This window comes from Mesorhizobium sp. M0923, assembly GCF_040319365.1.
Lineage (GTDB): Bacteria > Pseudomonadota > Alphaproteobacteria > Rhizobiales > Rhizobiaceae > Mesorhizobium.
In genome coordinates this window covers 17,600-41,531 of record NZ_JAMYNW010000009.1, presented here as the reverse complement: position 1 = coordinate 41,531, position 23,932 = coordinate 17,600, and the positions used below count along the sequence as shown (strand labels likewise).

General features: G+C 63.8%; 22 protein-coding genes and 1 riboswitch. Of the genes, 11 read left to right on the top strand and 11 right to left on the bottom strand.

The features are described from left to right. Nucleotides 1–9: 9 nt before the first annotated feature. The 7 genes from NKH89_RS16955 to NKH89_RS16925 are packed head-to-tail and all read left to right on the top strand — an operon-like array spanning nt 10 to nt 8,196. The gene (locus NKH89_RS16955; RefSeq protein WP_023676025.1) at nt 10–867 is read left to right on the top strand and encodes a carbohydrate ABC transporter permease; all 858 of its coding nucleotides are present in this window, start codon (nt 10–12) and stop codon (nt 865–867) included. Between the two features lie 4 nt (nt 868–871). Continuing rightward, nucleotides 872–1,990, top strand: a complete 1,119-nt coding sequence (locus NKH89_RS16950) for an ABC transporter ATP-binding protein (protein WP_023716726.1) — start codon at nt 872–874, stop codon at nt 1,988–1,990. After that, a complete protein-coding gene (locus NKH89_RS16945; protein WP_352909378.1) occupies nt 1,987–3,111 on the top strand; it encodes an ABC transporter ATP-binding protein in 1,125 nt (374 codons plus the stop codon). The genes NKH89_RS16950 and NKH89_RS16945 overlap by 4 nt, the downstream gene beginning before the upstream one ends. Then, nucleotides 3,111–4,673, top strand: coding sequence for an FGGY-family carbohydrate kinase (locus tag NKH89_RS16940; RefSeq protein ID WP_352909376.1), 1,563 nt, complete (start codon nt 3,111–3,113; stop codon nt 4,671–4,673). The genes NKH89_RS16945 and NKH89_RS16940 overlap by 1 nt, the downstream gene beginning before the upstream one ends. Before the next feature lie 7 nt (nt 4,674–4,680). Next, nucleotides 4,681–5,721, top strand: a complete 1,041-nt coding sequence (locus tag NKH89_RS16935) for a 2-hydroxyacid dehydrogenase (protein WP_023716729.1) — start codon at nt 4,681–4,683, stop codon at nt 5,719–5,721. Nucleotides 5,722–5,740: 19 nt separating this feature from the next. After that, nucleotides 5,741–7,258, top strand: a complete 1,518-nt coding sequence (locus NKH89_RS16930; protein WP_352590270.1) for a glycerol-3-phosphate dehydrogenase — start codon at nt 5,741–5,743, stop codon at nt 7,256–7,258. Beyond that, complete coding sequence (locus tag NKH89_RS16925; protein WP_023716731.1) at nt 7,258–8,196, top strand: sugar phosphate isomerase/epimerase family protein; 939 nt, start codon at nt 7,258–7,260, stop codon at nt 8,194–8,196. Before NKH89_RS16930 ends, NKH89_RS16925 begins: the two co-directional genes overlap by 1 nt. Nucleotides 8,197–8,242: 46 nt before the next feature. Here the strand turns inward: NKH89_RS16925 and fba are convergent, their stop codons facing one another. Continuing rightward, a complete protein-coding gene (gene fba / locus NKH89_RS16920) occupies nt 8,243–9,307 on the bottom strand; it encodes a class II fructose-bisphosphate aldolase (protein WP_352493967.1) in 1,065 nt (354 codons plus the stop codon). Between the two features lie 262 nt (nt 9,308–9,569). Here fba and NKH89_RS16915 point away from each other — a divergent pair, with 262 nt between their 5' ends. Genes NKH89_RS16915 through derI form a run of 3 tightly spaced genes read left to right on the top strand, consistent with a single transcriptional unit; the run spans nt 9,570 to nt 11,574 of the window. Continuing rightward, nucleotides 9,570–10,334: a DeoR/GlpR family DNA-binding transcription regulator gene (locus NKH89_RS16915; RefSeq protein WP_031193326.1), complete on the top strand. Its 765-nt coding sequence runs from the start codon at nt 9,570–9,572 to the stop codon at nt 10,332–10,334. 11 nt (nt 10,335–10,345) lie between these two features. Continuing rightward, entirely contained in the window at nt 10,346–11,104 is a 759-nt protein-coding gene (locus NKH89_RS16910; RefSeq protein ID WP_352482707.1) for a triose-phosphate isomerase, read from the top strand. 26 nt (nt 11,105–11,130) lie between these two features. Further along, nucleotides 11,131–11,574: a D-erythrulose-4-phosphate isomerase gene (derI, locus tag NKH89_RS16905; RefSeq protein ID WP_352547512.1), complete on the top strand. Its 444-nt coding sequence runs from the start codon at nt 11,131–11,133 to the stop codon at nt 11,572–11,574. Here the strand turns inward: derI and dhaL are convergent. The 10 genes from dhaL to mtnK form a co-directional block, all read right to left on the bottom strand. Then, nucleotides 11,571–12,209 (bottom strand): dihydroxyacetone kinase subunit DhaL, encoded by a 639-nt coding sequence (gene dhaL / locus NKH89_RS16900; protein ID WP_023716735.1) that lies wholly within the window; start codon nt 12,207–12,209, stop codon nt 11,571–11,573. The genes derI and dhaL overlap by 4 nt on opposite strands. Nucleotides 12,210–12,218: 9 nt before the next feature. After that, complete coding sequence (locus NKH89_RS16895) at nt 12,219–13,232, bottom strand: dihydroxyacetone kinase subunit DhaK (protein ID WP_352909374.1); 1,014 nt, start codon at nt 13,230–13,232, stop codon at nt 12,219–12,221. Nucleotides 13,233–13,295: 63 nt separating this feature from the next. Continuing rightward, complete coding sequence (locus tag NKH89_RS16890) at nt 13,296–13,769, bottom strand: 6,7-dimethyl-8-ribityllumazine synthase (protein WP_352482699.1); 474 nt, start codon at nt 13,767–13,769, stop codon at nt 13,296–13,298. 76 nt (nt 13,770–13,845) lie between these two features. Continuing rightward, nucleotides 13,846–13,992, bottom strand: a riboswitch (FMN riboswitch). A gap of 127 nt (nt 13,993–14,119) precedes the next feature. Next, nucleotides 14,120–16,429, bottom strand: a complete 2,310-nt coding sequence (locus tag NKH89_RS16885; protein WP_352909373.1) for a xanthine dehydrogenase family protein molybdopterin-binding subunit — start codon at nt 16,427–16,429, stop codon at nt 14,120–14,122. Between the two features lie 97 nt (nt 16,430–16,526). Beyond that, nucleotides 16,527–16,997, bottom strand: coding sequence for a nuclear transport factor 2 family protein (locus NKH89_RS16880; protein WP_352482698.1), 471 nt, complete (start codon nt 16,995–16,997; stop codon nt 16,527–16,529). A gap of 71 nt (nt 16,998–17,068) precedes the next feature. Next, nucleotides 17,069–18,055, bottom strand: a complete 987-nt coding sequence (locus NKH89_RS16875; RefSeq protein WP_023716740.1) for an FAD binding domain-containing protein — start codon at nt 18,053–18,055, stop codon at nt 17,069–17,071. 3 nt (nt 18,056–18,058) lie between these two features. Next, nucleotides 18,059–18,718 carry a 2Fe-2S iron-sulfur cluster-binding protein gene (locus NKH89_RS16870; protein WP_023716741.1) on the bottom strand — a complete coding sequence of 220 codons (660 nt, stop codon included), beginning with the start codon at nt 18,716–18,718 and terminating at the stop codon, nt 18,059–18,061. 131 nt (nt 18,719–18,849) lie between these two features. Then, nucleotides 18,850–19,734 carry a helix-turn-helix domain-containing protein gene (locus tag NKH89_RS16865; protein ID WP_352909371.1) on the bottom strand — a complete coding sequence of 295 codons (885 nt, stop codon included), beginning with the start codon at nt 19,732–19,734 and terminating at the stop codon, nt 18,850–18,852. Nucleotides 19,735–19,917: 183 nt separating this feature from the next. Beyond that, nucleotides 19,918–21,012 carry an S-methyl-5-thioribose-1-phosphate isomerase gene (gene mtnA, locus NKH89_RS16860; RefSeq protein WP_352590250.1) on the bottom strand — a complete coding sequence of 365 codons (1,095 nt, stop codon included), beginning with the start codon at nt 21,010–21,012 and terminating at the stop codon, nt 19,918–19,920. Further along, nucleotides 21,009–22,280 carry an S-methyl-5-thioribose kinase gene (gene mtnK / locus NKH89_RS16855; RefSeq protein ID WP_352909370.1) on the bottom strand — a complete coding sequence of 424 codons (1,272 nt, stop codon included), beginning with the start codon at nt 22,278–22,280 and terminating at the stop codon, nt 21,009–21,011. Before mtnK ends, mtnA begins: the two co-directional genes overlap by 4 nt. A gap of 137 nt (nt 22,281–22,417) precedes the next feature. On the opposite strand from mtnK, the gene NKH89_RS16850 reads away from it, so the two are divergent. Beyond that, nucleotides 22,418–23,929: a sugar ABC transporter ATP-binding protein gene (locus tag NKH89_RS16850; protein ID WP_352909369.1), complete on the top strand. Its 1,512-nt coding sequence runs from the start codon at nt 22,418–22,420 to the stop codon at nt 23,927–23,929. Nucleotides 23,930–23,932: the final 3 nt, after the last annotated feature.

The following is a 23,932-nucleotide window of genomic DNA, read 5'->3' as shown; positions in this document are numbered from 1 at the left end:
GAGGCTGGCATGGAACATACCTCCCTTCTCGAACGCATCCTGCGCGGCATAGCCCTGGCGCTGGTCGTGATCTTCTTCATGTTCCCGATCGTCTGGATCCTGATGATGTCATTCCAGACCAACGAGACAATCCTGCGGATTCCGCCACAGCTTGTCTTCGAGCCGACGCTCGCCAACTACACCGCCTTGATCACCGGCAAGCTGATGACGGCGGCCGGCACGCTCGACATCGCCTTCATGCGCAATCTCTGGAATTCCGTCTTCCTGTCGGTCACCTCGGTTGCCGTCGCGTTGCTGCTCGGCGTGCCGGCCGCCTATGCGTTTGCGCGGCATAAGTTTCGCGGCTCGGAGGACATTGCCTTCACGCTGCTGTCGTTCCGTTTCGCGCCGGCGCTGCTGGTGCTTTTGCCGCTCACCCTCTATTTCCAGAAGCTCGGGCTGGCCAATACCTATATCGGGCTGATCTGGGTCTACCAGCTGATCTGCCTGCCGCTGATCCTGTGGATCGTGCGCGGCTATTTCGAGGATATACCGGCCGACATCGAATACGCCTACCGCATTGCCGGACATTCCTGGTTTGCTACCTTCCGCAAGATCGCGCTGCCGCTCGCCGGCCCAGGCATTGCCGCTGCCGGCCTGCTCGCCTTTATCTTTGCCTGGAACAATTTCGTTTTTGCGCTGGTGCTCGCCTCGGCCGACAAGCAGCCGGTGACGGTCGGCGCGCTCGCCTTCATCACGTCCTCCGGCATCCAGTATGGCCAGATTTCGGCGGCGATCGTGCTGTCGATCACGCCGACCCTGGCGCTCGCTCTCTATGCGCAACGCTATCTGGTCGAAGGCCTGTCGCTTGGCGCGGTGAAAGGATAGTCCGATGGCAAGCCTCGAACTGCGAAACATCGTCAAGCGCTATAAAAGCCAGACCGTTCTCGACAATCTGTCGCTGACCGTCGCCGACGGCGAAACGCTGGTCCTGTTCGGACCGTCCGGCGCCGGCAAGACGGTGCTGTTGCGGCTGGTGGCCGGGGTCATCGACCCCGACGAGGGAAAGATCCTCATCGGCGGCGAGGACATGACCGATCTCGACGCCGAGTTCCGCGGCGTCGGCATGGCATTCCAGAACTTCGCGCTGTTCCCGCATATGACGGCGTTCGACAACATAGCCACGCCTCTGCAGGCGAAGCACTCATCGCAGGGCACGATAAAGACCGGCGTCGAGAGCGTCGCTAAGCTGTTGAAAATCGGCCATGTGCTCAGCCACAAGCCGCGGGCGCTGTCCAACGGCCAGAAGCAACGCACCGCGCTTGCCCGCGCGTTGGTCGGCTCGCCGCCGCTGCTGCTGCTCGATGATCCCTTGCGCAACGTCGATGCCAAATTGCGCTTCGAAATGCGCCTCGAGCTGCCAAGGCTGCTCGCCGATCGTGGCGCGACCGTCATCTACGTCACCCAAGACTACAAGGAAGCGATGGCGCTCGGCGACCGCATCGCGGTGATGTCGCAAGGCGTCGTCAAACAGCTCGGCACGCCCGAGCAGATCTATCGCGAGCCGGCCAATGTCGAGATTGCCCGGCTGTTCGGCGACCCGACCATCAACCTTCTGGACGTCAAGCCGTCGCGGGACGCCAAGGGCATCTATGTCGGCCTGTCCAACGTCCAGGTCCATCTTGCCGGCGCGCATGAGGCGGCGGTCGGCCGTGATTGCGTGATCGGCCTGCGGCCGGAGGCTCTGGCGTTTGTTGATGAAGGCACGCCCGGCGCCATCCCGGTGACGGTCGAGGCTGAGACGCCGCTCAACGAGAAGATCGTCACCCTGGCGCGAACCGTGCGCGGCCGTGAAATCTTGGTCTCGCGTCCGTCCGGGACACCTGGCCAATCCGAGGGCAGGGCGCATATAGCCGTCGACAGCAAAAGCGCCCTGCTGTTCGATCGCGCGAGCGGCGAGCGCATTGGCTCGAAAAACGTCGTCAATTTGCGCAGTGGAGAAGCGGCATGAGCCCAAGCGCAATCACCCTCTCAGGCGTCGACAAGTTCTACGGTCCGATCGACCGCGGTGTGCATGCGGTCAAGAACCTGACGATGGAAATCGCCAAGGGCGAGATCGTGGCGCTGCTCGGCTCGTCCGGTTGCGGCAAGACCTCGACATTGCGTATGATCGCAGGCTTCGAAGAGGTCTCGCGCGGCACCATCGCGGTTGCCGGCCGCAAGGTGCACACGTTGCCGCCGGTCAGGCGCAACGTCGCAATGGCCTTCGAGGGCTATTCGCTCTATCCGCCCCTCACCGTGCGCGAGAACATGGCCTTCGCCCTCAAGGCGGCCAGGCTGGCGAAGAGTGCGGTCGATGCAAAGGTTGCCAACATCGCCAAGCTGCTCGAGATCGAGGACATTCTCGAGCGCTATCCGAACTCGATCTCCGGTGGCCAGCAGCAGCGCGCCAGCCTCGGCCGGGCGCTGATCCGCGAGGCCGACCTGCATCTGCTGGACGAGCCGATGGGCCAGCTCGAGCCGCAGCTTCGCGCCGTGCTGCGCGGCCGCATCAAGCATTTCATCAAGGAGCGTGGCCTGACCGCGATCCTGGTCACGCACGACCAGACCGAGGCCAATGCGCTGGCCGATCGCATCGCCGTCATGGAGGGCGGCGTGCTGCAGCAGTTCGATACGCCTGACAGGCTCAAGGAACGGCCGGCAAACCTGTTCACCGGCACCTTCGTCGGCGAGCCGCCGATGAATGTCTTCGAGGCCTATGTCGGCACGGCTGCCGACAAGATCAGTCTCAAGCTGCCCGACGGGCTTTCGCTCGACTACGACAAGGACGCGTTCAGCAGCCCAGTTCGCGATGAATTGCTCAACCGGCAACGCGTCGTCATCGGTGTCAGGCCCTATGCCGTCCGCCGCTCCAAGGACGGTGTGCCGGCCACGGTTTCGGCCAATCAATGGCTCGGCGACCAGACCCATATCGCCGCCGACTTCGCCGGCGGCTCGCTGGTTCTGGTCGAACATGACCGGACTCGCCTGGAACTCGGGGCGCCTATCAAGGTCAGCATCGATCCAAAAAACCTGCACGTCTTCGATCAGGCGAGCGGCGACGCCATTTCGCACGGCACGGAGCTTGCCTGATGCGGGATGTGCTGATCGGCATCGACGCCGGCACGTCTGTTATCAAATCCGTCGCCTTCGACACGGCGGGCAGGCAGATCGCGGCAGCCGCGCTGCCGAACAGATACGAGACACTGCCGGGTGGCGGCGCCGAGCAGGACCTAGTCCGCACCTGGGCCGATACCGCGACGACCTTGCGCCAACTGGCCGACAAGGTGCCGGATCTCGCCAGCCGGACCATTGCCATCGCCGTGACCGGGCAGGGCGACGGCACCTGGCTGATCGACAAGGATGGCGAGCCGGTGGCCAAGGGCTGGCTGTGGCTCGACGCGCGCGCTGCCGCCGTCGTCGAGGAGATCCGCGCGCGGCCCGAAGACCGGCTGCGCTTCGAAAAGACCGGCAGCGGGCTCGCTGCCTGCCAGCAGGGGTCGCAATTCGTCTTCATGAAGCGCCACATGCCCGCGATGCTTGCCAATGCAGCGACGGCGTTCCACTGCAAGGACTGGCTTTATTTCAAGTTGACCGGCCAACGCGCCACCGACCCGTCCGAAGGCACCTTCACCTTCGGCGACTTCCGCACGCGCAGCTATTGCGACGATGTTCTTGAGGTGCTCGGCGTCACCGATCTCAGGCATCTGCTGCCGCCCATCGTCGATGGCACCAGGCAAAGCACCGCACTGTCGGCGACAGCAGCCGATGCGACCGGCCTGCTTGCCGGCACGCCGGTCGTTCTGGCCTATGTCGATGTCGCCTGCACGGCGCTCGGCGCCGGCCTGTTCGATCGCGAGCACAAGCCGGGATGCTCGATAATCGGCTCCACCGGAATGCATATGCGGCTTGCCGAGACGCCGGACGAGGTTCTGCTCAACGAAGCTGCAACCGGCTACACGATGACCATGCCGGCACCGGGCGTCTTTGCGCAGATGCAGTCGAACATGGCGGCAACGCTCAACATCGACTGGGTCCTCGGCCTCGCCTCCGGCATTCTCGCCTCGCAAGGTATCACGCGGACCAATGGCGAGATGATCGCGCTGGTCGACCAGTGGATATCGTCGTCCGAGCCAGGCTCGCTGCTCTACCAGCCCTATGTCTCCGAGGCGGGCGAGCGCGGCCCGTTCGTCGATGCCAATGCCAGGGCCGGTTTCGTCGGCATTTCGTCCAGGCACGGCTATGCCGACATGGTTCGTGCGGTGTTCGAAGGGCTGGCTTTCGCGGCACGCGATTGCTACGCCGCCATGGGGCCGCTGCCCGAGGAAATCCGCCTGACTGGTGGAGCGGCCAGGAGCCCGGCTCTGCGCAAGATCCTGGGTGCTGCGGTCGGCGCCGACATTCGCACCAGCGAGCGCGAGGAGGCCGGTGCTGCGGGCGCTGCGATGATTGCTGCGGTCTGCGTCGGCCAGTACGCATCAATGGACGATTGCGTCAGTGAATGGGTCACGCCTTTGCTCCGTGCGGCCGAACCTAGCGACCGAAAACTTGCCGCTGCCTACGAGGCGATTGTTCCGTCCTACACATTGGCGCATGAGGCGCTGCGGCCGGTCTGGCGTTCGCTGGCCGCATCCAGACAAACTGACGTGAATTGAGAAGAGCATGCCCAACAAAATTGCGATCATCGGCGACCGCTTCATGCTTCCGGAAGTGTTTCGCGAGAAAATCGAAGCGGCCTGCGGCGATAATCTCGACATCCGCACCATTGAGACCGCATGGCCCGACGAGCCGATGGAATTCGGCAATGCGGCGCTCGGCCTCGACAAGGTCAAGGAATATTTCGGTGATCCGGACGAGGTGGTCGATTTTATCGGCGATGCCGAAATCTTCGTCACCCAGCTTGCGCCGCTTTCCGAAACCATGATGCAGCGCTTGCCGGCGCTCAGGCTGGTTGCGGTGTCGCGCGGCGGGCCGATCAACATCGACATGGCTGCCGCCAACGCCCATGGCATCACCGTGGTCAATGTGCCCGGCCGCAACGCCAGCGCGGTGGCCGAGTTCACCATCGGCGCCATTCTCGCCGAGACGCGGCTGATCCGCGTCGGCCACGAAGCCTTGCGCAAGGGCGAGTGGCGCGGCGATCTCTACCGCGCCGACCGCACCGGCCGCGAGCTCAACGAAATGACCGTTGGCGTCATCGGCTATGGCAATATCGGCACCAGGCTGGTTCGGCTGCTGCGCGCATTCGGCTGCCGCATCCTGGTCTCCGATCCCTATGTGCAATTGAGCGTCGAGGACCGCAATGCCGGCGTCGAGCTGGTTGCGCTGGACGATCTCCTGTCGCGCTCCGATGTGGTCACGCTGCATTCCCGGGTCACCGAGGAGACGCGCGGCCTGATCGGCAAGGACGCCATTGCCCGGATGAAGCCCGGCGTGATCTTCGTCAATACCGCGCGCGGACCGCTGGTCGACTACGATGCGCTCTACGAGGGGCTCGTCTCGGGGCAGATCGGCAGTGCCATGCTGGAGACGTTCGCCGTCGAGCCGGTGCCGGCCGACTGGCCGCTGCTGCAGCTGCCGAATGTGACGCTGACGCCGCATATCGCCGGCGCGTCGGTACGCACGGTGACTTATGCTGCCGAGCAGGCGGCCGAGGAAGTGCGCCGCTTCATCGCCGGCCTGCCGCCGGTCAATCCATGCTGACGACAGGGCATAGAGCGAGATGAGCGGTGACAGCGAAATCGTCGATCTCTTCGTCATTGGCGGCGGCGTCAATGGCGCCGGCATTGCGCGCGATGCAGCAGGCCGGGGGCTGTCGGTCATCCTCTGCGAAAAAGACGATCTCGCCGAAGGCACCAGTTCGCGATCGGGAAAGCTCGTCCATGGCGGTTTGCGCTATCTCGAATACTACGAGTTCCGCCTAGTGCGGGAGGCGCTTATCGAGCGCGAGGTGCTGCTGGAATCCGCGCCGCACATCATCTGGCCGATGCGCTTCGTGCTGCCGCACAGCCCGGATGATCGGCCGGCCTGGCTGGTCCGGCTCGGCCTGTTCCTCTACGACCATCTTGGCGGCCGCAAGCGGCTGCCGGCCACTCGCACGCTTGACCTGCGCACCGCACCCGAGGGCGCGCCGATCAAGGACAGCTTCAAACGCGGCTTCGAATATTCCGACTGCTGGGTCGACGACGCCCGCCTGGTCGTCATCAACGCGCTCGACGCCGCGGAGCGTGGGACCAGGATATTCACCCGCACTGCCTGCACCGCCGCCCGCCGCGAAAACGGCCTGTGGTCGGTGGAGATGCGCGACGGTCGAACCGGCGTCAGGACCACGGTTCGGGCACGGGCGCTGGTCAACGCCGCCGGCCCCTGGGTCAATGACATCATCAATCGCGTCGCTGGCCAGAATTCCAGGCGCAACGTGCGCCTGGTCAAGGGCAGCCACATCGTCGTGCCGAAATTCTGGGAAGGCCGGCAAGCCTATCTCGTCCAGAACAGCGACAAGCGCGTGATCTTCATCAATCCCTACCAGAACGATCTGGCGCTGATCGGCACCACCGACATTCCTTATGACGGGCGGCCGGAAGACGTGACCGCCGACGCCAGCGAGGTCGACTACCTGATTAAGGTGGTCAACCGCTACTTCAAGCGCCAGCTTGCGCGCAGCGACGTCGTCTACTCGTTTTCCGGCGTCAGGCCGCTTTATGACGACAATGCCGACAATCCGAGCGCGGTCACCCGCGACTATATTTTCGAGCTCGACGTGGCGGCGGGACAGGCGCCGCTGCTTTCCGTCTTCGGTGGCAAGATCACCACCTTCCGCAAGCTGGCCGAGCACGCGCTCGACCGCATCGCCCCGTTCTTCCCGAAGATGGGCAAGCCGTGGACCTCGAAAGGACATCTGCCAGGCGGCGATATCGCCAATGCCGATTTCGAGCAGTTCCTCGGTGACCTCGGCCACGAACATCCCTGGATGCCGGCCTCGCTGGTCAAGCATTATGGCCGGCTCTACGGCACAAGGACGCGTGATCTGGTCGGCGCGGCCGGTTCGCTCGCTGAACTGGGGCGGCGCTTCGGCAAGGATTTGTTCGAGCGCGAAGCCAATTACCTGTTCGAGCATGAATGGGCCGAGACGGCCGCCGATATTCTCGAACGGCGCACCAAACACGGACTGCATCTGTCCGCCGCAGAAAGAACCGCCTTCGAAGACTGGTGCTCGAGCCGGCTGGCGAAGGCAGGCTGATGGCCTTTACGCTGTCCCTCAACACCAACCCGCTGGTCAATCGTTTCGCCGAACCGGACGATCTGATCGATGCGATCGCGTACGACATCGGCATCCGCGACGTGCAGCTCACGCATGAATTCGTCAATCCCGGTTGGCCGGCGGCGACGATCGCCAAATTCATCCGCCTGTTCCGCTCCGCTCTCAACCGCACCGGCGTGCGTGTGACCTCCGCGATGACCGGCCCCTACGGCCGGCTCAATCATTTCGGCCATCCCGATGCCGACGTGCGGCGCTATTATGTCGACTGGTTCAAGACCTTTGCCGAAATTTCGGCCGAGCTCGGCGCCCGCGGCATGGGCACGCAATTCGCGATCTTCACTCATCGTGACTATGACGATCCCGAGCGTCGCGCGCGGCTTTTCGAGATCGCGCTGGAATGCTGGCGCGCGGTCGCCGAGCACGCCAAAGCGGCCGGCTTGACCTACCTGTTCTGGGAGCCGATGTCGGTCGGCCGCGAGTTCGGCCATACGATCGAAAGCTGCCGGACGCTGCAGAGCGAGATCGATGCGGCCGGCATGGCGATCCCGCTCAAGATGATGGTCGATATCGACCATGGCGACGTGACGTCGAGCAATCCGGACGACATCGACCCCTATGCCTGGGCCGAAGCCTTTCCAAAGGAATCGCCGATCATCCACGTCAAGCAATCCTCAATGAACAAGGGTGGCCATTGGCCGTTCATTGCCGCCTACAACAAGGACGGCCGCATCACGCCGGAAAAGCTGCTGGACACTGTTCGCCGTGGCGGCGGCGTCGACAATGAGATCTGCCTCGAATTGTCGTTCCGCGAACGCGAGCCCGTCGACCACCAGGTCGTCGCCATGATCCGCGAATCGGTCGACTATTGGGCGCCCTTCATCGAGGCCGGCAGGGCCGGTCTTTTGCCGAAAGCATGATGGATGAGCAGGTGCCGACGCGGCTCCTGCTCAGAACCGGAATATGTCAGCCGAATTTCGGATCGAGACTGCCCGACTTGTAGCGCTTGGCCATTTCCGAGACCGGCAGCGGCTTGATCCTCGGTGCGTTGCCGGCAGTGCCGAACTGCTCGAAACGCTCCTTGCACAGCTTCCGCATGGCGGCCATCGCCGGCGTCAGATATTTGCGCGGATCGAATTCGCTCGGGTTCTCGGTCAGCACCTTGCGGATCGCGCCGGTCAGCGCCATGCGGTTGTCGGTATCGATATTGATCTTGCGCACGCCATGCTTGATGCCGCGCTGGATTTCCTCGACCGGCACCCCCCATGTCGGCTTCATCTGGCCGCCATATTTGTTGATGATCTCCTGCAGCTCCTCCGGCACCGAGGACGAGCCGTGCATGACGAGGTGCATGTTCGGCAAGCGGCGGTGGATTTCCTCGATGACGTTCATGGCAAGCACCGCGCCGTCCGGCTTGCGGCTGAACTTGTAGGCGCCGTGGCTGGTGCCCATGGCGACGGCCAGCGCATCGACACGGGTGTCGCGCACGAACTGTTCGGCCTGAACCGGGTCGGTCAGCAGCTGATCGTGGCTGATGACGCCCTCGACGCCATGGCCGTCCTCCTGTTCGCCGCCGCCCATCTCCAGCGATCCGAGAACGCCGATCTCGCCCTCCACCGACACGCCGCCCCAATGCGCCATATCGACGACGCGGCGGGTGATATCGGAATTATAGCCGTAGTCGGCCGGCGTCTTGCCGTCTTCCTTCAGCGATCCGTCCATCATCACCGAGGTGAAGCCGTACTGGATTGCGGTAACGCAGGTCGCTTCGTTGTTGCCATGGTCGAGATGCATGCAGACCGGGATATCAGGATGGATTTCGACCAGCGCGTCGATCAGCTTGGCCAGCACGACATCGTTGGCGTAGGCCCGCGCGCCGCGGCTCGCCTGCAGGATGACCGGCGATTTGGTCTCCTCGGCTGCCTCCATGATGGCGAGGCCCTGTTCCATATTGTTCATGTTGAAGGCAGGCACGCCATAACCGTATTCGGCGGCATGATCGAGCAATTGTCTCAGTGTGATGCGAGCCACTCAGTAGTCTCCCGTATCCGGTTTCGAGCCAGTGTTTGCGGGCTGTTCGGCTATTGTCGAGCCCGCTAAAGCTTCTGGCCGGATTTCCGCTGCACCGCAACCGCTGGACGCCCGGCCGACAGCAATTCTTGTTACGGCACGCCGTCAGAAGCGTCATGATATCCCAGGCAGATATAACATTATCACAAAAATACTGGTGGCTATGCGACGTCTCCTGTTATATCTCGGAACGTGGTTCGGATTGCACGAGGAAGCCGCGGAAATGAAGAGCGACGGCCGTCGGCAAGGCATCATGGATTTTCTGATGGACACCGGCACCGCCAGTGTCGACGATCTTGCCTCGCGCTTCGGCGTCTCCAAGATGACCGTCCACCGCGACCTCGACGAGCTCGAGGAGGGCGGCTTCCTGCGCAAGGTACGCGGCGGCGCCTCGATTCAGCCGAGCAGCCTTTTCGAGAGCGATTTCCGCTACCGCCAGAGACTGGCCGGCGACGAGAAAAAGCGCATCGCCGCCGCTGCCGTGACGATGATCGAACCGGGTCAGACGGTGATCATCGACGACGGCTCGACCGCGGGCGGCGTTGCTCGGCATCTCGCCGATCTGCGTCCGCTGACGGTGATCTCGAACAATCTGGCTGTCATCCAGGATTTGGCGGGCGTTGCCGGCATCAACCTGATTGCGCTCGGCGGCCAGTACAGCAAGAAGTTTCACGGCTTCTTCGGCCTGCTCGCCGAGGACACGCTGAAATCATTGCGCGCCGATGTCGCCTTCCTGTCGTCATCGGCTATCCACGGCGCTTCCGCCTTTCACCAGGATCAGGAAGTGGTCCAGACCAAACGGCTGATGATGGCCGCTGCGGCGCGCAAATATCTGCTGGTCGATCACGGCAAGTTCGGCCGCACAGCCTTGCATTTCCTGACCGATCTCAAGGCTTTCGATACCGTCTTCACCGGCCGCGAGCCGCAGCCGCAGATGCGTGCGGCGCTGGATGGTGCCGGCGTGTCGCTGACAGTGGTCGCAGAGTAGGAGGAGCACGCATGGTTTACTGGGTCGGCACCAGCTGGAAAATGAACAAGACGCTCGCCGAGGCGATGGCTTTCACGAGGGCATTGGCCGAGTTCGTCCCCGGTTTCGACGAGCGCATCCAGCCCTTCGTCATCCCACCCTTCACGGCGGTCCGCGAGGTCAAGAAAGCGCTGTCGCCGACGCGCATCAAGGTCGGCGCGCAGAACATGCATTGGGCTGACGCCGGCGCCTGGACCGGCGAGATCTCGCCGGTAATGCTGAAAGACTGCGAACTTGATATGGTAGAGTTGGGCCACAGCGAACGGCGCGAGTATTTCGGCGAGACCGACAAGGCTGTCGGGCTGAAGACCGCAGCGGCGGTGAAGCACGGTCTCGTGCCACTGATCTGCGTCGGCGAGACTTTGGCTCAACGCGACAGCGGGCAGGCGGATACGGTGCTGGCCTTGCAGGTGCACGGCGCGCTGCAGTTTCTCGAAGGCGCGGCCAGGGCGGCGACGATCCTGTTTGCCTATGAGCCGGTCTGGGCGATCGGCGACAAGGGCGTGCCGGCAAGCTCGGACTATGCCGGCAGACAGCAGGCGCTGATCAAGAAAATCGCGCGCGACCTGCTGCCGGCCGTGCCGCCGGTGCTTTATGGCGGCAGCGTCAATCCGCAAAATGCCGCCGAACTGATCGGACAGTCTCATATAGACGGCTTGTTCATCGGCCGTTCCGCCTGGCAGGCGGACGGCTATATAGACATCCTCAAACGCGCCTCAGCGGCGATCTGAACCATCGAACAGGAAGGAAACCGAACATGAAAATAGCCATTGGAGCCGACAGCGCCGGCAAACCGCTGCTCGATGTCATCGCCGCTCACCTCGCCACCAAGCCCGGCCTCACGGTCAGCGATCTCAGCCAGACGGGCTTCTACGCCGACCTGTCACAGAAGCTCGCCCAGACCATCCTGGACGGCGAGAACGATCGCGGCATCCTGTTTTGCGGCACCGGCATCGGCGTATCCATTTCCGCCAACAAGGTTCCCGGCATTCGCGCCGCACTCACCCACGACACCTATTCGGCCGAGCGCGCTGCAAAATCCAACAACGCCCAGATCATCACCATGGGCGCGCGCGTCATCGGCCCGGAATTGGCCAAGTCGATCGTCGATGCATGGCTTGCCTCGGAATTCGATGAGAAGGGACCGTCGGCCGGCAATGTCCAGGCCATCGATAGGCTCGACGCGGCGAAGGTCCGTTAAGCCAGACTGTCCCGTATCGCTTTGATGATCGTGACGGCCGAGGCAGCGCCGGGATCCATATGCCCGAGCGATCGTTCGCCGAGCCGCGAGGAGCGGCCCTTGAAGGCGATCATGTTCTTGGTTGCCTCGGCGCCCCGTTCGGCTGCGGCGAGTGCAGTTTCCAAGCTCTCCAACAGGGTCTTGCCGGCTTCCTGCGCGGCGCCCGCTGCCTGTGCTGCCGGCAGCCAGGCGTCGACCATGGTCTTTTCGCCGAGCTCGGCCTTGCCGCGATCCTGGATGCCTTGCGCCATCGCCCGGAGCATGGCGATGATGTCAGCATCCTCCAGAATTGCCTTGCCTTTGACGGCGGCGGCAGCGCGCATGAAGGCGGTCGCATAGAGTGGGCCTGACGACGCGCCGACGGCGTTGAGGAACGACTTTGCCGCGGTATTGAGCAGCGCCGTCGGTCCGGTCGCCGCGAGGTCGAGTTGCGCCAGCGCCTCGCGTACCGCGCCGAAGCCGAGCGCCATGGCGATGCCGTGGTCGGCGTCGCCGATGACGCCGTCGAGTTGGCAGAGCCTGTCCTTGTCGGCGTCGATCGCCGCCGCGATCTCATCGAACATTCTTTTCAAGCCGGCTGAGTCGATCGAGGTCATGATGCTTTCTCAGCCGGCGCGGAACATGGCGCAGTCGCAGGGATGGTCGAGCATCTCCTGCAATTCGCCGTCGAGATGCATCAGCGTCACTGAGGCGCCGGCCATTTCGAGCGAGGTGCAATAATTGCCGACCCAGGTCGCGTGGACGGAAACGCCCATGTCGTCGAGCCTCTGCTTGACCCGCCGGTTCATGATGTAGAGCTCCATCAGCGGCGTCGAACCGAGCGAATTGACCAGCACGGCGACCTTGTCGCTGCGCGTCGGCGCCATTTCGTCGAGGATCTTGTCCAGCATCTCGTCGGTGATCTCGTCGGCCGTCTTTAGTTTTCCGCGTGCGATGCCCGGCTCGCCATGGATGCCCATGCCGATCTCCATCTCGTCCGGTCCGATCTCGAAATTCGGCCGGCGGGTCTGCGGCAGCGAACAGGGCGACAGCGCCACGCCCATAGTGAAGGTGTGATCGTTGGCCTTCCTGGCGATACGCTCGCATTCATCGAATGTCAGCATCCGGTCGCATGCGGCACCGACAGCCTTGAAGATGAAGAAATTGCCGGCGACGCCGCGCCGCTTCTGCCTCTGGTCGCGTGGCGCCGAGGCGACATCGTCGGTGGTCAGCACGGTGCGCACCTCGATATCGTCCATCGCCGCCATTTCGGCGGCCATGTCGAAATTCATCACGTCGCCGGCATAGTTGCCGTACATGAACAGCACACCGGCACCGCCGCTGGCCGCTTTGGCGCATTCGAGGATCGGGTCCGGCGGCGGCGAGGCAAAAACGTTGCCGATCGCGGCCGCGTCGGCAAGCCCCTTGCCGACGAAGCCAAGGAAGGTCGGCTCGTGGCCCGAGCCGCCGCCGATGACAAGGCCGACCTTGCCTGGGCGCGGCCCGTCGCGGGCGATGATGGAGCGGGGGCTGCCGTCCGCACTTCGGAGATGGCGCGGATGCGCGGCCAGAATGCCCTCCAGCATCTCGTCGACGGAGCGGTTGCCGTCATTGATGATCTTCTTGGTCTGCACCGGCATCCTCCCTAGTTTTCGTGAGATACTACAGCGCCTTACCGGGATTTCCACCCGGCGACGGAGATTTCACGCCGCGATGCGTTCGCGTGTCGCCAGCAGTTGCACGCAGGCACCGGCCGCCTCTTTGCCCTTGACCCTGAAATGCTCGAAGAAGAAGCGGTGATGGTCAGCGCTGTCATGGTAGTTGTGCGGCGTCAGCACCGCCGAAAGCACCGGCACGCCAGTCGACAATTGCACGTTCATCATGCCGTCGATGACCGCACTCGCCACGAACTCATGCCGGTAGATGCCGCCATTGACGACGAACGCGGCGCCGAGGATAGCGGCATAGCGGCCGGTCTCGGCAAGCATCTTTGCATGCAGGGGAATCTCAAAGGCGCCCGGCACATCGAAGACATCGACGGCAAAGCGTTTCTCCCCGACAACCGCCAGTTCCGCCTCGAATGCTTCAACGCATTGGTCGACGATATCGGCGTGCCAGCGCGCCCGAATGACGGCAACGCGGATCGTTTCATAGTCGTTCTGGGAATGCTGATTCATGGGTCCATCCTTCCGTTTCGAACCAGAATCAGGACGCACGATACGGAGTCCGAACCGCGAAAGCGGACCGTCTTCCATTCGTTCTCTTCCATCCGGACTGTGACCGTCGGCTCCGGAATCTCACCGGATCTGCTGACCCCTCCGGCTAACCGGAAAGCGCTCGCGGGCTTGGGCCGAGACCCTTACCGCCGGTGGGGACTTTCACCCCGCCCTGAGAACATTGACGGCGTTTGTATGGAAGGACCGGATAGCGCTGTCAACCGCCGACGTCGTCGCCGATGGCGCAGAAATGGCGATCCGTTCCGAGTTGGTCACCTTGAGGGCGAGGGAGGCGCTGATAAGTTGCAGCGTCAAATGGCGATCACGGGCAAGGCGGGCAGCACCTTGTCCAAGGTGATGGGGAATTCACGCACTCGCACGCCGGTCGCGTTGTAGATGGCGTTGGCGACGGCAGCCCCCGCACCGCAGACGCCGAGCTCGCCGAGACCCTTGGCGCCAAGTGGATTGGCCTTGTCGTCATCTTCCTCGAGGAAGACGACTTCCATCTCGGGGACGTCGCCATTGACCGGGACGTGATATTCGGCAAGATCGTGATTGACGAAGTGGCCATAGCGCGGATCGAGCACCGTCTGCTCCATCAGCGCCGCACCGATCCCCCAGGTCATGCCGCCGATAATTTGCGAGCGCGCGGTCTTGGCGTTGAGGATACGGCCCGCGCCGATCACAGTCAGCATCCGGCGCATGCGGATTTCACCGGTATCGCAATCGACAGCGACCTCGGCGAAATGCGCTCCGTACGAATGCTGCGAATAAGTCTTGTATGACTCGGTGGTAGCGCCTGCGGCTACGGAGCCTTCGGCCTCGAACCCGTCGGGAGCGATCCTCCCGATGAGATCGGCCAGGCTCGCCGATCGCTGGCCGATCCTGACCTCGCTGTCGGCAAAGTTTGCCTCGGTGGCGTTCGCGCCGCGCAACGGTGACGCTTCGCTCGACTGCGCCGCGTCCAGGATCCGTCCTTTGAGGGCGTTGCACGCATTATACAGGGCCGAACCCGCACTCGCCGCGCCCCAGGACCCGCCGGAGCCGGCGGTACGCGGGAAGCGGCTGTCGCCGAGCTCCACCTTGACGGACGAGATCGGCACGCCGAGGCTCTCGGCAGCAATCTGGGTCAGGATCGTATAGGTGCCGGTCCCAATGTCGGTCATGTCGAGCCGCGCCGTCACCCGACCGTCCCGGTCGATCGCAACCCGCGCCGTCGCCGCGCCGATGTAGTTCGGACGGATCGCCGCCGCCATGCCGTAGCCGATGAGCTTCCGGCCCTCCCGGGTTCGGCCCGGTGTCGGGTTTCTCCGCTCCCAACCGAAACGGCGGGCGCCTTCCTCCATGCAGGCGACGAGATTGCGGGTGGAGAACGGCACTCCGCGCTCGGGATCCTGAGCCGGTTCGTTGCGGATCCTGAGTTCGATCGGGTCCAGGCCGACCTGCTCGGCGAGTTCATCCATTGCGCATTCGAAAGCCAGCATGCCGGGCGCTTCGCCGGGCGAGCGCATCCATTCGCCGCGGTTGATGTCCAGCGGAACCAGGCGATGGCGGGTGAGACGGTTCGGCGCCGCATAGAGCGAGCGCGCAAAAACTGCCGTTTGTTCGCAGTACTCCTCGAAGCTGGACGTCGCGGACCAGACATCGTGCGCGATCCCGGTGAGCCGCCCATCGGTATCCGCGCCGAGACGTACCTGTTGGATCATCTCTGCGCGATGACCGGCATTGGCGAACATCTGTTGCCGCGTCAGCGCGATCTTCACGGGGCGCTGCAGGACCTGCGCTGCAAGTGCGGCCAGGATCGTATCGGCATGGGCAATCAGCTTGGAGCCGAAGCCCCCGCCGGTGAAAGGGCTCACGATGCGCACTCGCTCGAGCGGGATGCGAAGCGTGCTGGCGACCCCGGCCCGGAAGTTCGCGAGGGTCTGCGCCGATGTATGGATCGTCAGCCCGTTGCCTGACCAGGCGGCGAGCGTCGCATGCGGTTCCATCGGATTGTGATGTTCGAAGGGAGTCCGGTAAGCGGCATCGATCTTGACCGGGGCGGCCGCAAAGGCGCTCTCGAAGTCGCCGACCACGCTGTCGGTCTCGAAGCCGGCATTTGTCCGCTTTGGTGCATAGGCCTCGGCCTTATGCCCCGTCAGATCGTAGAGGCCCGGCTCCTTGTCGTAGCGCACTTTAACGAGGCCCGCAGCAGCGCGTGCAGCCTCGAACGTCTCCGCGACGACCAGCGCGACGGGCTCGTCGTAATACCGCACCCGATCGCTGTTGAGCGCGGGCCGGGCGCGGGTGAAGACCTCCGGCACCGTCGGCGTGACCGCCGGGCCGAAATCCGGCTGGGCCGGCGCATTCCGGTGCGTCATGACGAGCAACACCGCCGGCGCCCGTTCGGCTTCGGCCGTGTCGATCTCGGCGATGCGCCCCTTGGCGATGGCGGCACCGAGAACATAGCCATAGGCTGTACCTTCCAGCACATTCTCGTAGGCGTAGGTGGCATTGCCCGTCACTTTGAGCGGACCGTCGATGCGGTCGATCGGCCGCCCGATGATGCCAGCATCGGGACGAGGTTTCACCCTTGAATGGGTGGCGGAGCCGGGCAGTCCGGGTATGGTCTCGTTCATAAGTCACCTAAAGATTTTCATTTGGAGTTCGGAAGCATCGAGGCCGCGACGACGCCTCTCCCTCGCACCTTCATGTTCGTCGCGCGGCGGCCGGAGCTCACGCGGCGATCTCGCCGAAATACTCGCGAAACTCGACCAGCTTCCCTGTCGGGCCGGCGCGCATGAAGATCGCATGCAGGCCAGTGTAGGGCGCGCCGCTGATTGTCCCGCTCCCGCGATCGCAGACGATGACCCAGTCGGCGGCGAAGAGCTTGAGATCGACGGTCGATTTCGTGATCCTGTTTCCTTGCGCTTGATGCGCGGCGGTCCAGGCTGCGAGTGCCGGCTTGCCGTCTGGCGGTCCGTGTCGGCCTCGTTGCTCGCCGACAGGGAATTGGAAGGTCATCGTCTCATCGCAACAATCAAGGAATGCCGTCCAGTCGCCGGAGGCCCAGCCGGCAAAGAAGGCGTCGACGGCGGCCTCGAGCACGTGACGAGCTCCCGGGTCGGATGTGGCGCCCCAAGCTGCGGCGGCAGAAACAAAAAGGCCGCCACCCGCGGCGGTAACGGCGCGTCGCGTGAGTTTCATATCGATCTCCTGCTCGTCGCCTGCATCTGGGAACCGCTGTTCGGGGTCGTCGTCTCTGTCATCGTGTCGCCTCACGCACTCTCGACGGCAGCAGCGAGTGTGTGCCGCACCGTTCGTTTCGCCAGCGGGATCTTGAAGTCATTGGCGCCATGCCCAACGGCTCCGGCGAGCGCGGCTTCGGCAGCGTCGGTAAAGGTATCGTCGGACGCCGCTGCGCCTGCCAGCCCGCGCTCCGCCTCCGTCGCGCGCCAGGGTTTCGCTGCCACGCCGCCCATGGCGATCCGAGCGCTTCGGATACGATCGCCGCTTTTTTCGACGATTGCTGCCACCGACACCAGCGCGAAGGCGTAGGAAGCTCGGTCGCGCACTTTGCGGTAAAGCTGCCGGCCGGGTGGTGGCGGCGGCAGGGTAACCGCGACGACCATTTCGCCGTGGCCGAGCACGGTCTCCACATGGGGCATCGTCTCGGGCAATCGATGGAAATTGCCGATCGGGATCGTGCGGGTCTCGCCGCCGGGCGAAACGGTCTCGATCCTGGCGTCGAGCCCGGACATGGCGACCGCCATGTCCGAAGGATGGACCGCGATGCAGGCTTCGCTCGCGCCCAGTACAGCGTGCATGCGGTTGAAGCCTTGAAGCGCCGCGCAGCCCGAACCCGGCTGGCGCTTGTCGCAGGGCATGTTGCGGTCGTAGAAGTAGGGGCAGCGCGTGCGTTGCAGGAGATTGCCGCTGGTCGAGGCCTTGTTGCGTATCTGGCCGGACGCTCCCGCCAGCAGCGCTTGTGTGAGCATCGGATAGCGGGACCTCACCCGCGGGTCGGCGGCAAGATCGCTGTTGCGGACCTGGGCGCCGACCCGAAGCCCGCCTTCTGCCGTCTCCTCGATCCGATCAAGCGGCAGCCGGCTGATGTCGACGAGATGCGCTGGGCGCTCGATATCGAGCTTCATCAGGTCGAGCAGGTTGGTGCCGCCGCTGATGAACTTGGCGTCCGGCCGGGCCGCGACCGCGGCGGCCGCCTGCTGGGCACTCGTTGCACGTTCATAAGTGAAGGACTGCATTGCTCATGCCTCCTCTGCCGCGTCGCGGATTGCAGCGACGATGTTCGGATAAGCGGCACAACGGCAGATGTTGCCGCTCATCCGCTCGCGGATCTCGGCATCGCTGAGAGCGACGGAAGCCGCTGCCACGTCGGCGCTCGCATGGCTCGGCCAGCCGGCCTTGGCTTCGCCCAGCATACCGACCGCCGAGCAGATCTGGCCTGGCGTACAGTAGCCGCACTGGAAACCGTCGCGGGCGACGAAGGCGGCCTGCACCGGATGCAGCCGGTCACCCTCGGCAAGGCCCTCGACCGTGGTGATCTCGTCGCCATCATGCATTGCGGCAAGCGTCAGGCAGGAATTGATCCGGCGTCCATCGACAAGCACCGTGCATGCGCCACACTGGCCGTGATCGCAGCCCTTCTTCGAGCCGGTGAGGCCGAGATGGTTGCGCAGGGCATCGAGCAGCGTCGTCCGCGGGTCGAGTTCGACGGCAAGGTCCTTCGCGTTGATCCGCAACGATATCGGCATCGTCGGTACCGGCGTGCCAGATGCCGTCGCCGTGACGGTGTCGGCCGGCTCGGCGCCGACCGGTATCCCGGTAGCCAGGAGCACCCCGGTCGCCACCCCGCCCTCCAACACGGTTCGACGCGTTGGCCCCCTCCTGTTGTCTGTTTTGGCCATGCAAGATCTCCCAGTCGCAATGAAGGACGCAGACGGCAATTTGACCCCGACAGCGGACCCTCGGGTTCGGTCATCGACACTGGAGGTGGGGGCGCACGCAGCGGCTTTCTTTCAAGAAACCGGCGGCACTATCAGGATTCTGGAGAAGAATTCACCCGATAGGCACGAGGCGTCATGCCCCTGAGACGCCGGAACGTCGTGGTGAAGTGGCTCTGGCTTGAAAAGCCGAGCCGAAAGGCAATGGTACTGATCGACAAACCCGTTTCGCGCAACAGTGCCTCCGCTCGCCGCACCCGTTCCTCGATTACATAGGCATAGGGGGCAAGACCGGTCGTCGCCTTGAAGCGCCGCGCAAAACTGTCGACGGCCAAGTCGGCGACAGCTGCAAGCTCGCTTAGCGAAATGTCGGAATTCATACGTGCATCGATATAATCCCGAACTCGACCAAGTGCTCCGCGGCTGAGACAGCCGTGACGTACGAGCGGCTGTTGCTCGCGGCTCAGGTTGGCCACGCGGAGGCTGACGAGGGCCACCAGATGCTCGACATAGGCAGTGTCCGGCTTGTGACCGAGGGCCATCTCGTCGCGAAGCGAACTCAGCAGCGTGGCGACGACCGCGTCCTTCTTGTTTACCAGTATCGGCAGGTTCCTCAGGCGTTCGCATCCGGGAAGCCCGATATCGGGATCGATCCACAGGGCTGAATAGGAGAGGTTTACATCGCGATAGAAGCCCTGTCGCTCCGCGCCTGCCGGGACGAAGGTGAGGGCTCCGGGACGATCCATTCCGTCGTAGAGGGATCTTGCCTCGTGCCGGATAGACGTATGGGACGTGCCGCCTTCTTCGGTCAGCACGATCAGATGATGAGGGGCTGTCCAGCGGAGCTCCGCCTCCCGGCACGCCCACCGCCGGTTGTCGAAAACGATCGAGGAGCTGACCCATGACGCGGTTTGCAGGGGCTCCGACTTTTCCTCCTGGCTCCGAACCCGTCCGTCACCAAGCAGCGGTCTGAATGACATCGCGGCATCCCGCTGGTTCACTCGCCGAGCCGTGGTCAGCCCCGGCTTGAGCGTTGCGCCGCCCCGCCGCTACGCATACGACCGTCCATCTGGGACAGGCAACGGACGTTTTTAACCGCGCCGTGTTCAAGAAATCGTGAGATCAGGCAAAATCCAGGGCTCCTCCTGGCACTCCAAAGCGGATCATCCGCGCTCGGGAAACATCGCCTTCAGGCCTTCGCGCGAGGCCGTGGCGACGCCGCGTTCGGTGATCAAGCCGGTGACCAGCCGCGCCGGCGTCACGTCGAAGGCAGGGTTGGCCGCCGGCGTGGCTTCCGGCGACACGCGGACCTGGGCAATCTCGCCGGAAGCGGTCTTGCCCCAGACCAGCGAGACCTCGTCGGGCGAACGCTGCTCGATCGGGATTTCGGCCAACCCGTCCCCCACCGTCCAGTCGATCGTCGGCGACGGCAGCGCGACATAGAACGGCACGTCGTTGTCCGCGGCGGCCAGTGCCTTGAGATAGGTACCGATCTTGTTGCAGACATCGCCGTCGGCGGTGGTCCTGTCGGTGCCGACGACGACCATGTCGACCTGGCCGCGCTGCATCAGATGGCCGCCGGCATTGTCGACGATCAGCGTGTGCGGCACGCCGTGGCCGGCCATCTCCCAGGCGGTCAATTGGGCGCCCTGGTTGCGCGGTCGCGTTTCGTCGACATAGACGTGGACTGGAATGCCGGCTTCCGTCGCCAGATAGATCGGCGCGGTGGCGGTGCCGTAGTCGACGGTGGCCAGCCAGCCGGCGTTGCAGTGGGTCAGGATATTGACCGGTTCGCCCGGCTGCTTGCGCGCCGCGATCACCTTGATGATTTCGAGCCCATGGGCGCCGATTGCGCGGTTGAGGCCGACATCCTCGTCGGCGATCTCGCCGGCACGCCGATAGGCGGCTGCGGCACGTTCTGCCAGGGGAAGCGCCAGCAGGAAGCGCTGCATTTCATTCAGCGCCCAGCGCAAATTGATCGCCGTCGGGCGCGTTTCGTGCAGGGTTGCCCAGACGGCGTCGAGCGCCGCATCCGACGGATCGTCGGCCATCTGTATGGCGACGCCATAGGCGGCAGTGACGCCGATCAGCGGCGCCCCGCGCACCCACATGTCGCGGATTGCCGTGGCGATGCCGGCGACGGTATCGATCTTTTCGATGCGGAAATCATGCGGCAGCCAGCGCTGGTCAATGATCTCCACCGAACGCCCGTCGTCACTCGGCCAGATCGTGCGGTAGTGGCGGTCACCGACGTTCAAATCCTGCTCTCCCGTTCGATCAGCGCGGCCAATTGGTTGACCTCGTCGATGCTGTGGATCTGGCGCCGGTTGACGGCGAGGTGACGGCCGAATTTCAGCGCCTTTGCCTCACATCTGGCGCGCAGATCCTGATCGGCAATGGTCTCGAAATCGGCATTGTGGGCAAGTCCGAGAATTCGCCGGTGAACCTCGACGCCGGCAAAGCCGAGCAGATCGGTCCAGATCGAATACAGCATGTGGTCGAGCGCCTGCTCGGCGCCAAGCCTGTCGCCCTGATCCTCGAACAGGCTCTTCTGGTAGAGCATGCCGTCACGCTCGGTTCGCCACAGATGCGAGAACTCGGCGCGGAATGCCGACCATGTCTCGACCGTGACGTCGAGCAGATATGCGCGCATGGCGTCGCGCTTGCCATTCTGCTCATGGCCGCGCTGCGAGAAGAACGCCATCCAGAAATTGGCGAGCAGCATGCCGACATCGAAGGCGATCGGCCCGTAGAAGGCGAATTCGGGGTCGATCATCCGCGTTTCGGTGTCGGTGACCATGATCGAGCCGGAATGCAGGTCGCCATGCAGCAGCGTCTCGGCATTGGCGGCGAAGAGGTGCTTCATCCGCTGCGCCTCGACCTTGAGGTCGCGGTCGGCGCGCAGTTCGGCGACAATGCCATCGAGCTGCGGGCTGGTGTGCCGGTTCATCTTGGCATCGAAATACGGGTCCGAGAAAACCAGGTTCTCGGTGATGTCGCAGAGTTCGACATTGTCGGCGAACAGCGCCAGATCGGCCTTGCGGTCCTTGGTCGCCATGCTGAGGTCGGAGCCGCGAAACAGCGTGCGGGCCATGAACAGGCCGATGTCTTTCGCGATGTTGGGCAGTTGCCGGCCCTCGATCAGCGCCCGCCGCAGGATAATGTGCGGCGACAGATATTCCATGATGATCAGCGCCTGGCCTTCGTCGAAGTGATAGATATCAGGCACGGAATCCGGCGCCCGCGCCTGTTGCCGCGTCAGCGCATGATATTCGAAGAAGGAGCGCTTCAACGGCAGCGGCCAGCTGTCGCCGACCAGCCGGACGTAGGGCAGGGCCTGCTTGACCACGGCCGCACCCTCAGCACCCGCGACAATGAACACCAGGTTCAGATTGCCGTCGCCGACTTCACGAACCTTCCAGTGGCTCGTATCCTTGCCGATCTGCGAACAAAGGGCCTCGTTGGCACCGAGACGGCCCCCCAGTGTCTCGACCGACAGTGCTTCGAACGGCGATTTTCCAGTCATCCTCACCTCCCGCTTATGTGCTCCGATGATAGCGGAGTCATGGCGGTCGGGCCAAGCTAGGAAGCCTGCTGGCAATTGTCAATCGTGTTGACAATTGCCGATATATAGCCCATAGCGTCACGGTCAGGGAGGAACGAATGGGCAATGATGCCGTGTTCCGCGTCGACGGCCTGAGGAAATCCTTTGGCCATATCGAGGTGCTTGGCGGCGTCTCGCTCGAATTGCATGCCGGCGAAGTGACCGTGCTGATGGGTGCCAACGGCGCCGGCAAATCCACCCTCGTCAAGATCATCAGCGGCGTCTACGACCATGGCGGCGGCTCGATGTCGCTTGCCGGTCAGGACTTTGTGCCGAGAACGCCGGCCGAGGCGATCCGCGCCGGCGTCGTCACCGTCCACCAGAACATCAATGACGGGGTCGTCGCCGACCTCGACGTCGCAACCAACCTCACCCTCGACAGGCTGAGCGGCAGCGGCGTGCCGACGCTATTCAAGCCGGGCCGGGTGCGCCGTGAGGCCAAGGCGGTTGCCAACCGCATGGGGCTGGCCATCGACCTCAAGGCCCGCATCAGCCATATCTCGCTGGCCGATCGTCAGATGGTGGCGATCGCCCGCGCCATGGCGCACCGGCCGAAAGTGCTGATCCTCGACGAGCCGACCTCCTCGCTGTCCAGTGCCGAAGCCGACCGGCTGTTCGCATTGCTCGACCGGCTTCGCCAGCAAGGCGTAGCCATTCTCTACATTTCGCACCGTATGTCTGACATCAGACGGCTTGCCGACCGCATCATTTCGATGCGCGATGGGGTCATCTCAGGCATCTTCGACAGGAAGCCGCTGGATTTTGAAGGTGCGGTCAACGCCATGCTCGGCCGCAAGATCCAACTCGAGCGGATCGTCGCCAGGAATTCGGCCAAAGCAATTTTTACTGCCGACGGTTTGCGGATTGCCGAAGGCGCCAGGCCGATTTCGCTGACGCTCGGCGACGGCGAGGTCGTCGCCATCACCGGCCTCGTCGGCGTCGGCAAGACCGCGCTCGCCGAGACGCTGTTCGGCTTGCGCCAGCCGCTGTCCGGGACCATGGTGCTGAACGGGAAACCCTATGCTCCGGCGTCGACGGGCGAAGCGATTGCCGCCGGCGTGTTTCTCGTCGCCAAGGACCGGGGCGAAAACGGCATCGTCGGCGACTTCAACATCCAGGAAAATATCAGCCTGCCGTTCCACAGGCGAATGTCGCGTCTCGGCGTCCTCAAGCGCCGCATCGAACGCGCCATTGCCCGCCAGCAGATCCAGGAGTTGGGCATCGTCTGCCGCTCGGAGAAGGACGAGATGTCGTCGCTTTCCGGCGGCAATCAGCAGAAGGTGATGGTCGCCCGCTGGATATCGCAGACCGCAAGGCTTTTCATCCTCGACGAGCCATTTCAGGGCGTCGACATTTCGGCCAGGCGCGATATCGCCGCCAAGCTGCGGGCCAGCGCCAGCGGCCGCGCGACGCTGCTGTTCGTCACCGAACTCGACGAAGCCCTGGAGACGGCCGATCGCATTCTGGTGATGTCGGAGCAGACGATCGTCGGCGAGCACCGCAACACCGATGTCGATCTCGAGCGGCTGCTGGCCGAAGTGGCGGGCGGGCCGTTGCACAGCGCAGCCTGACGG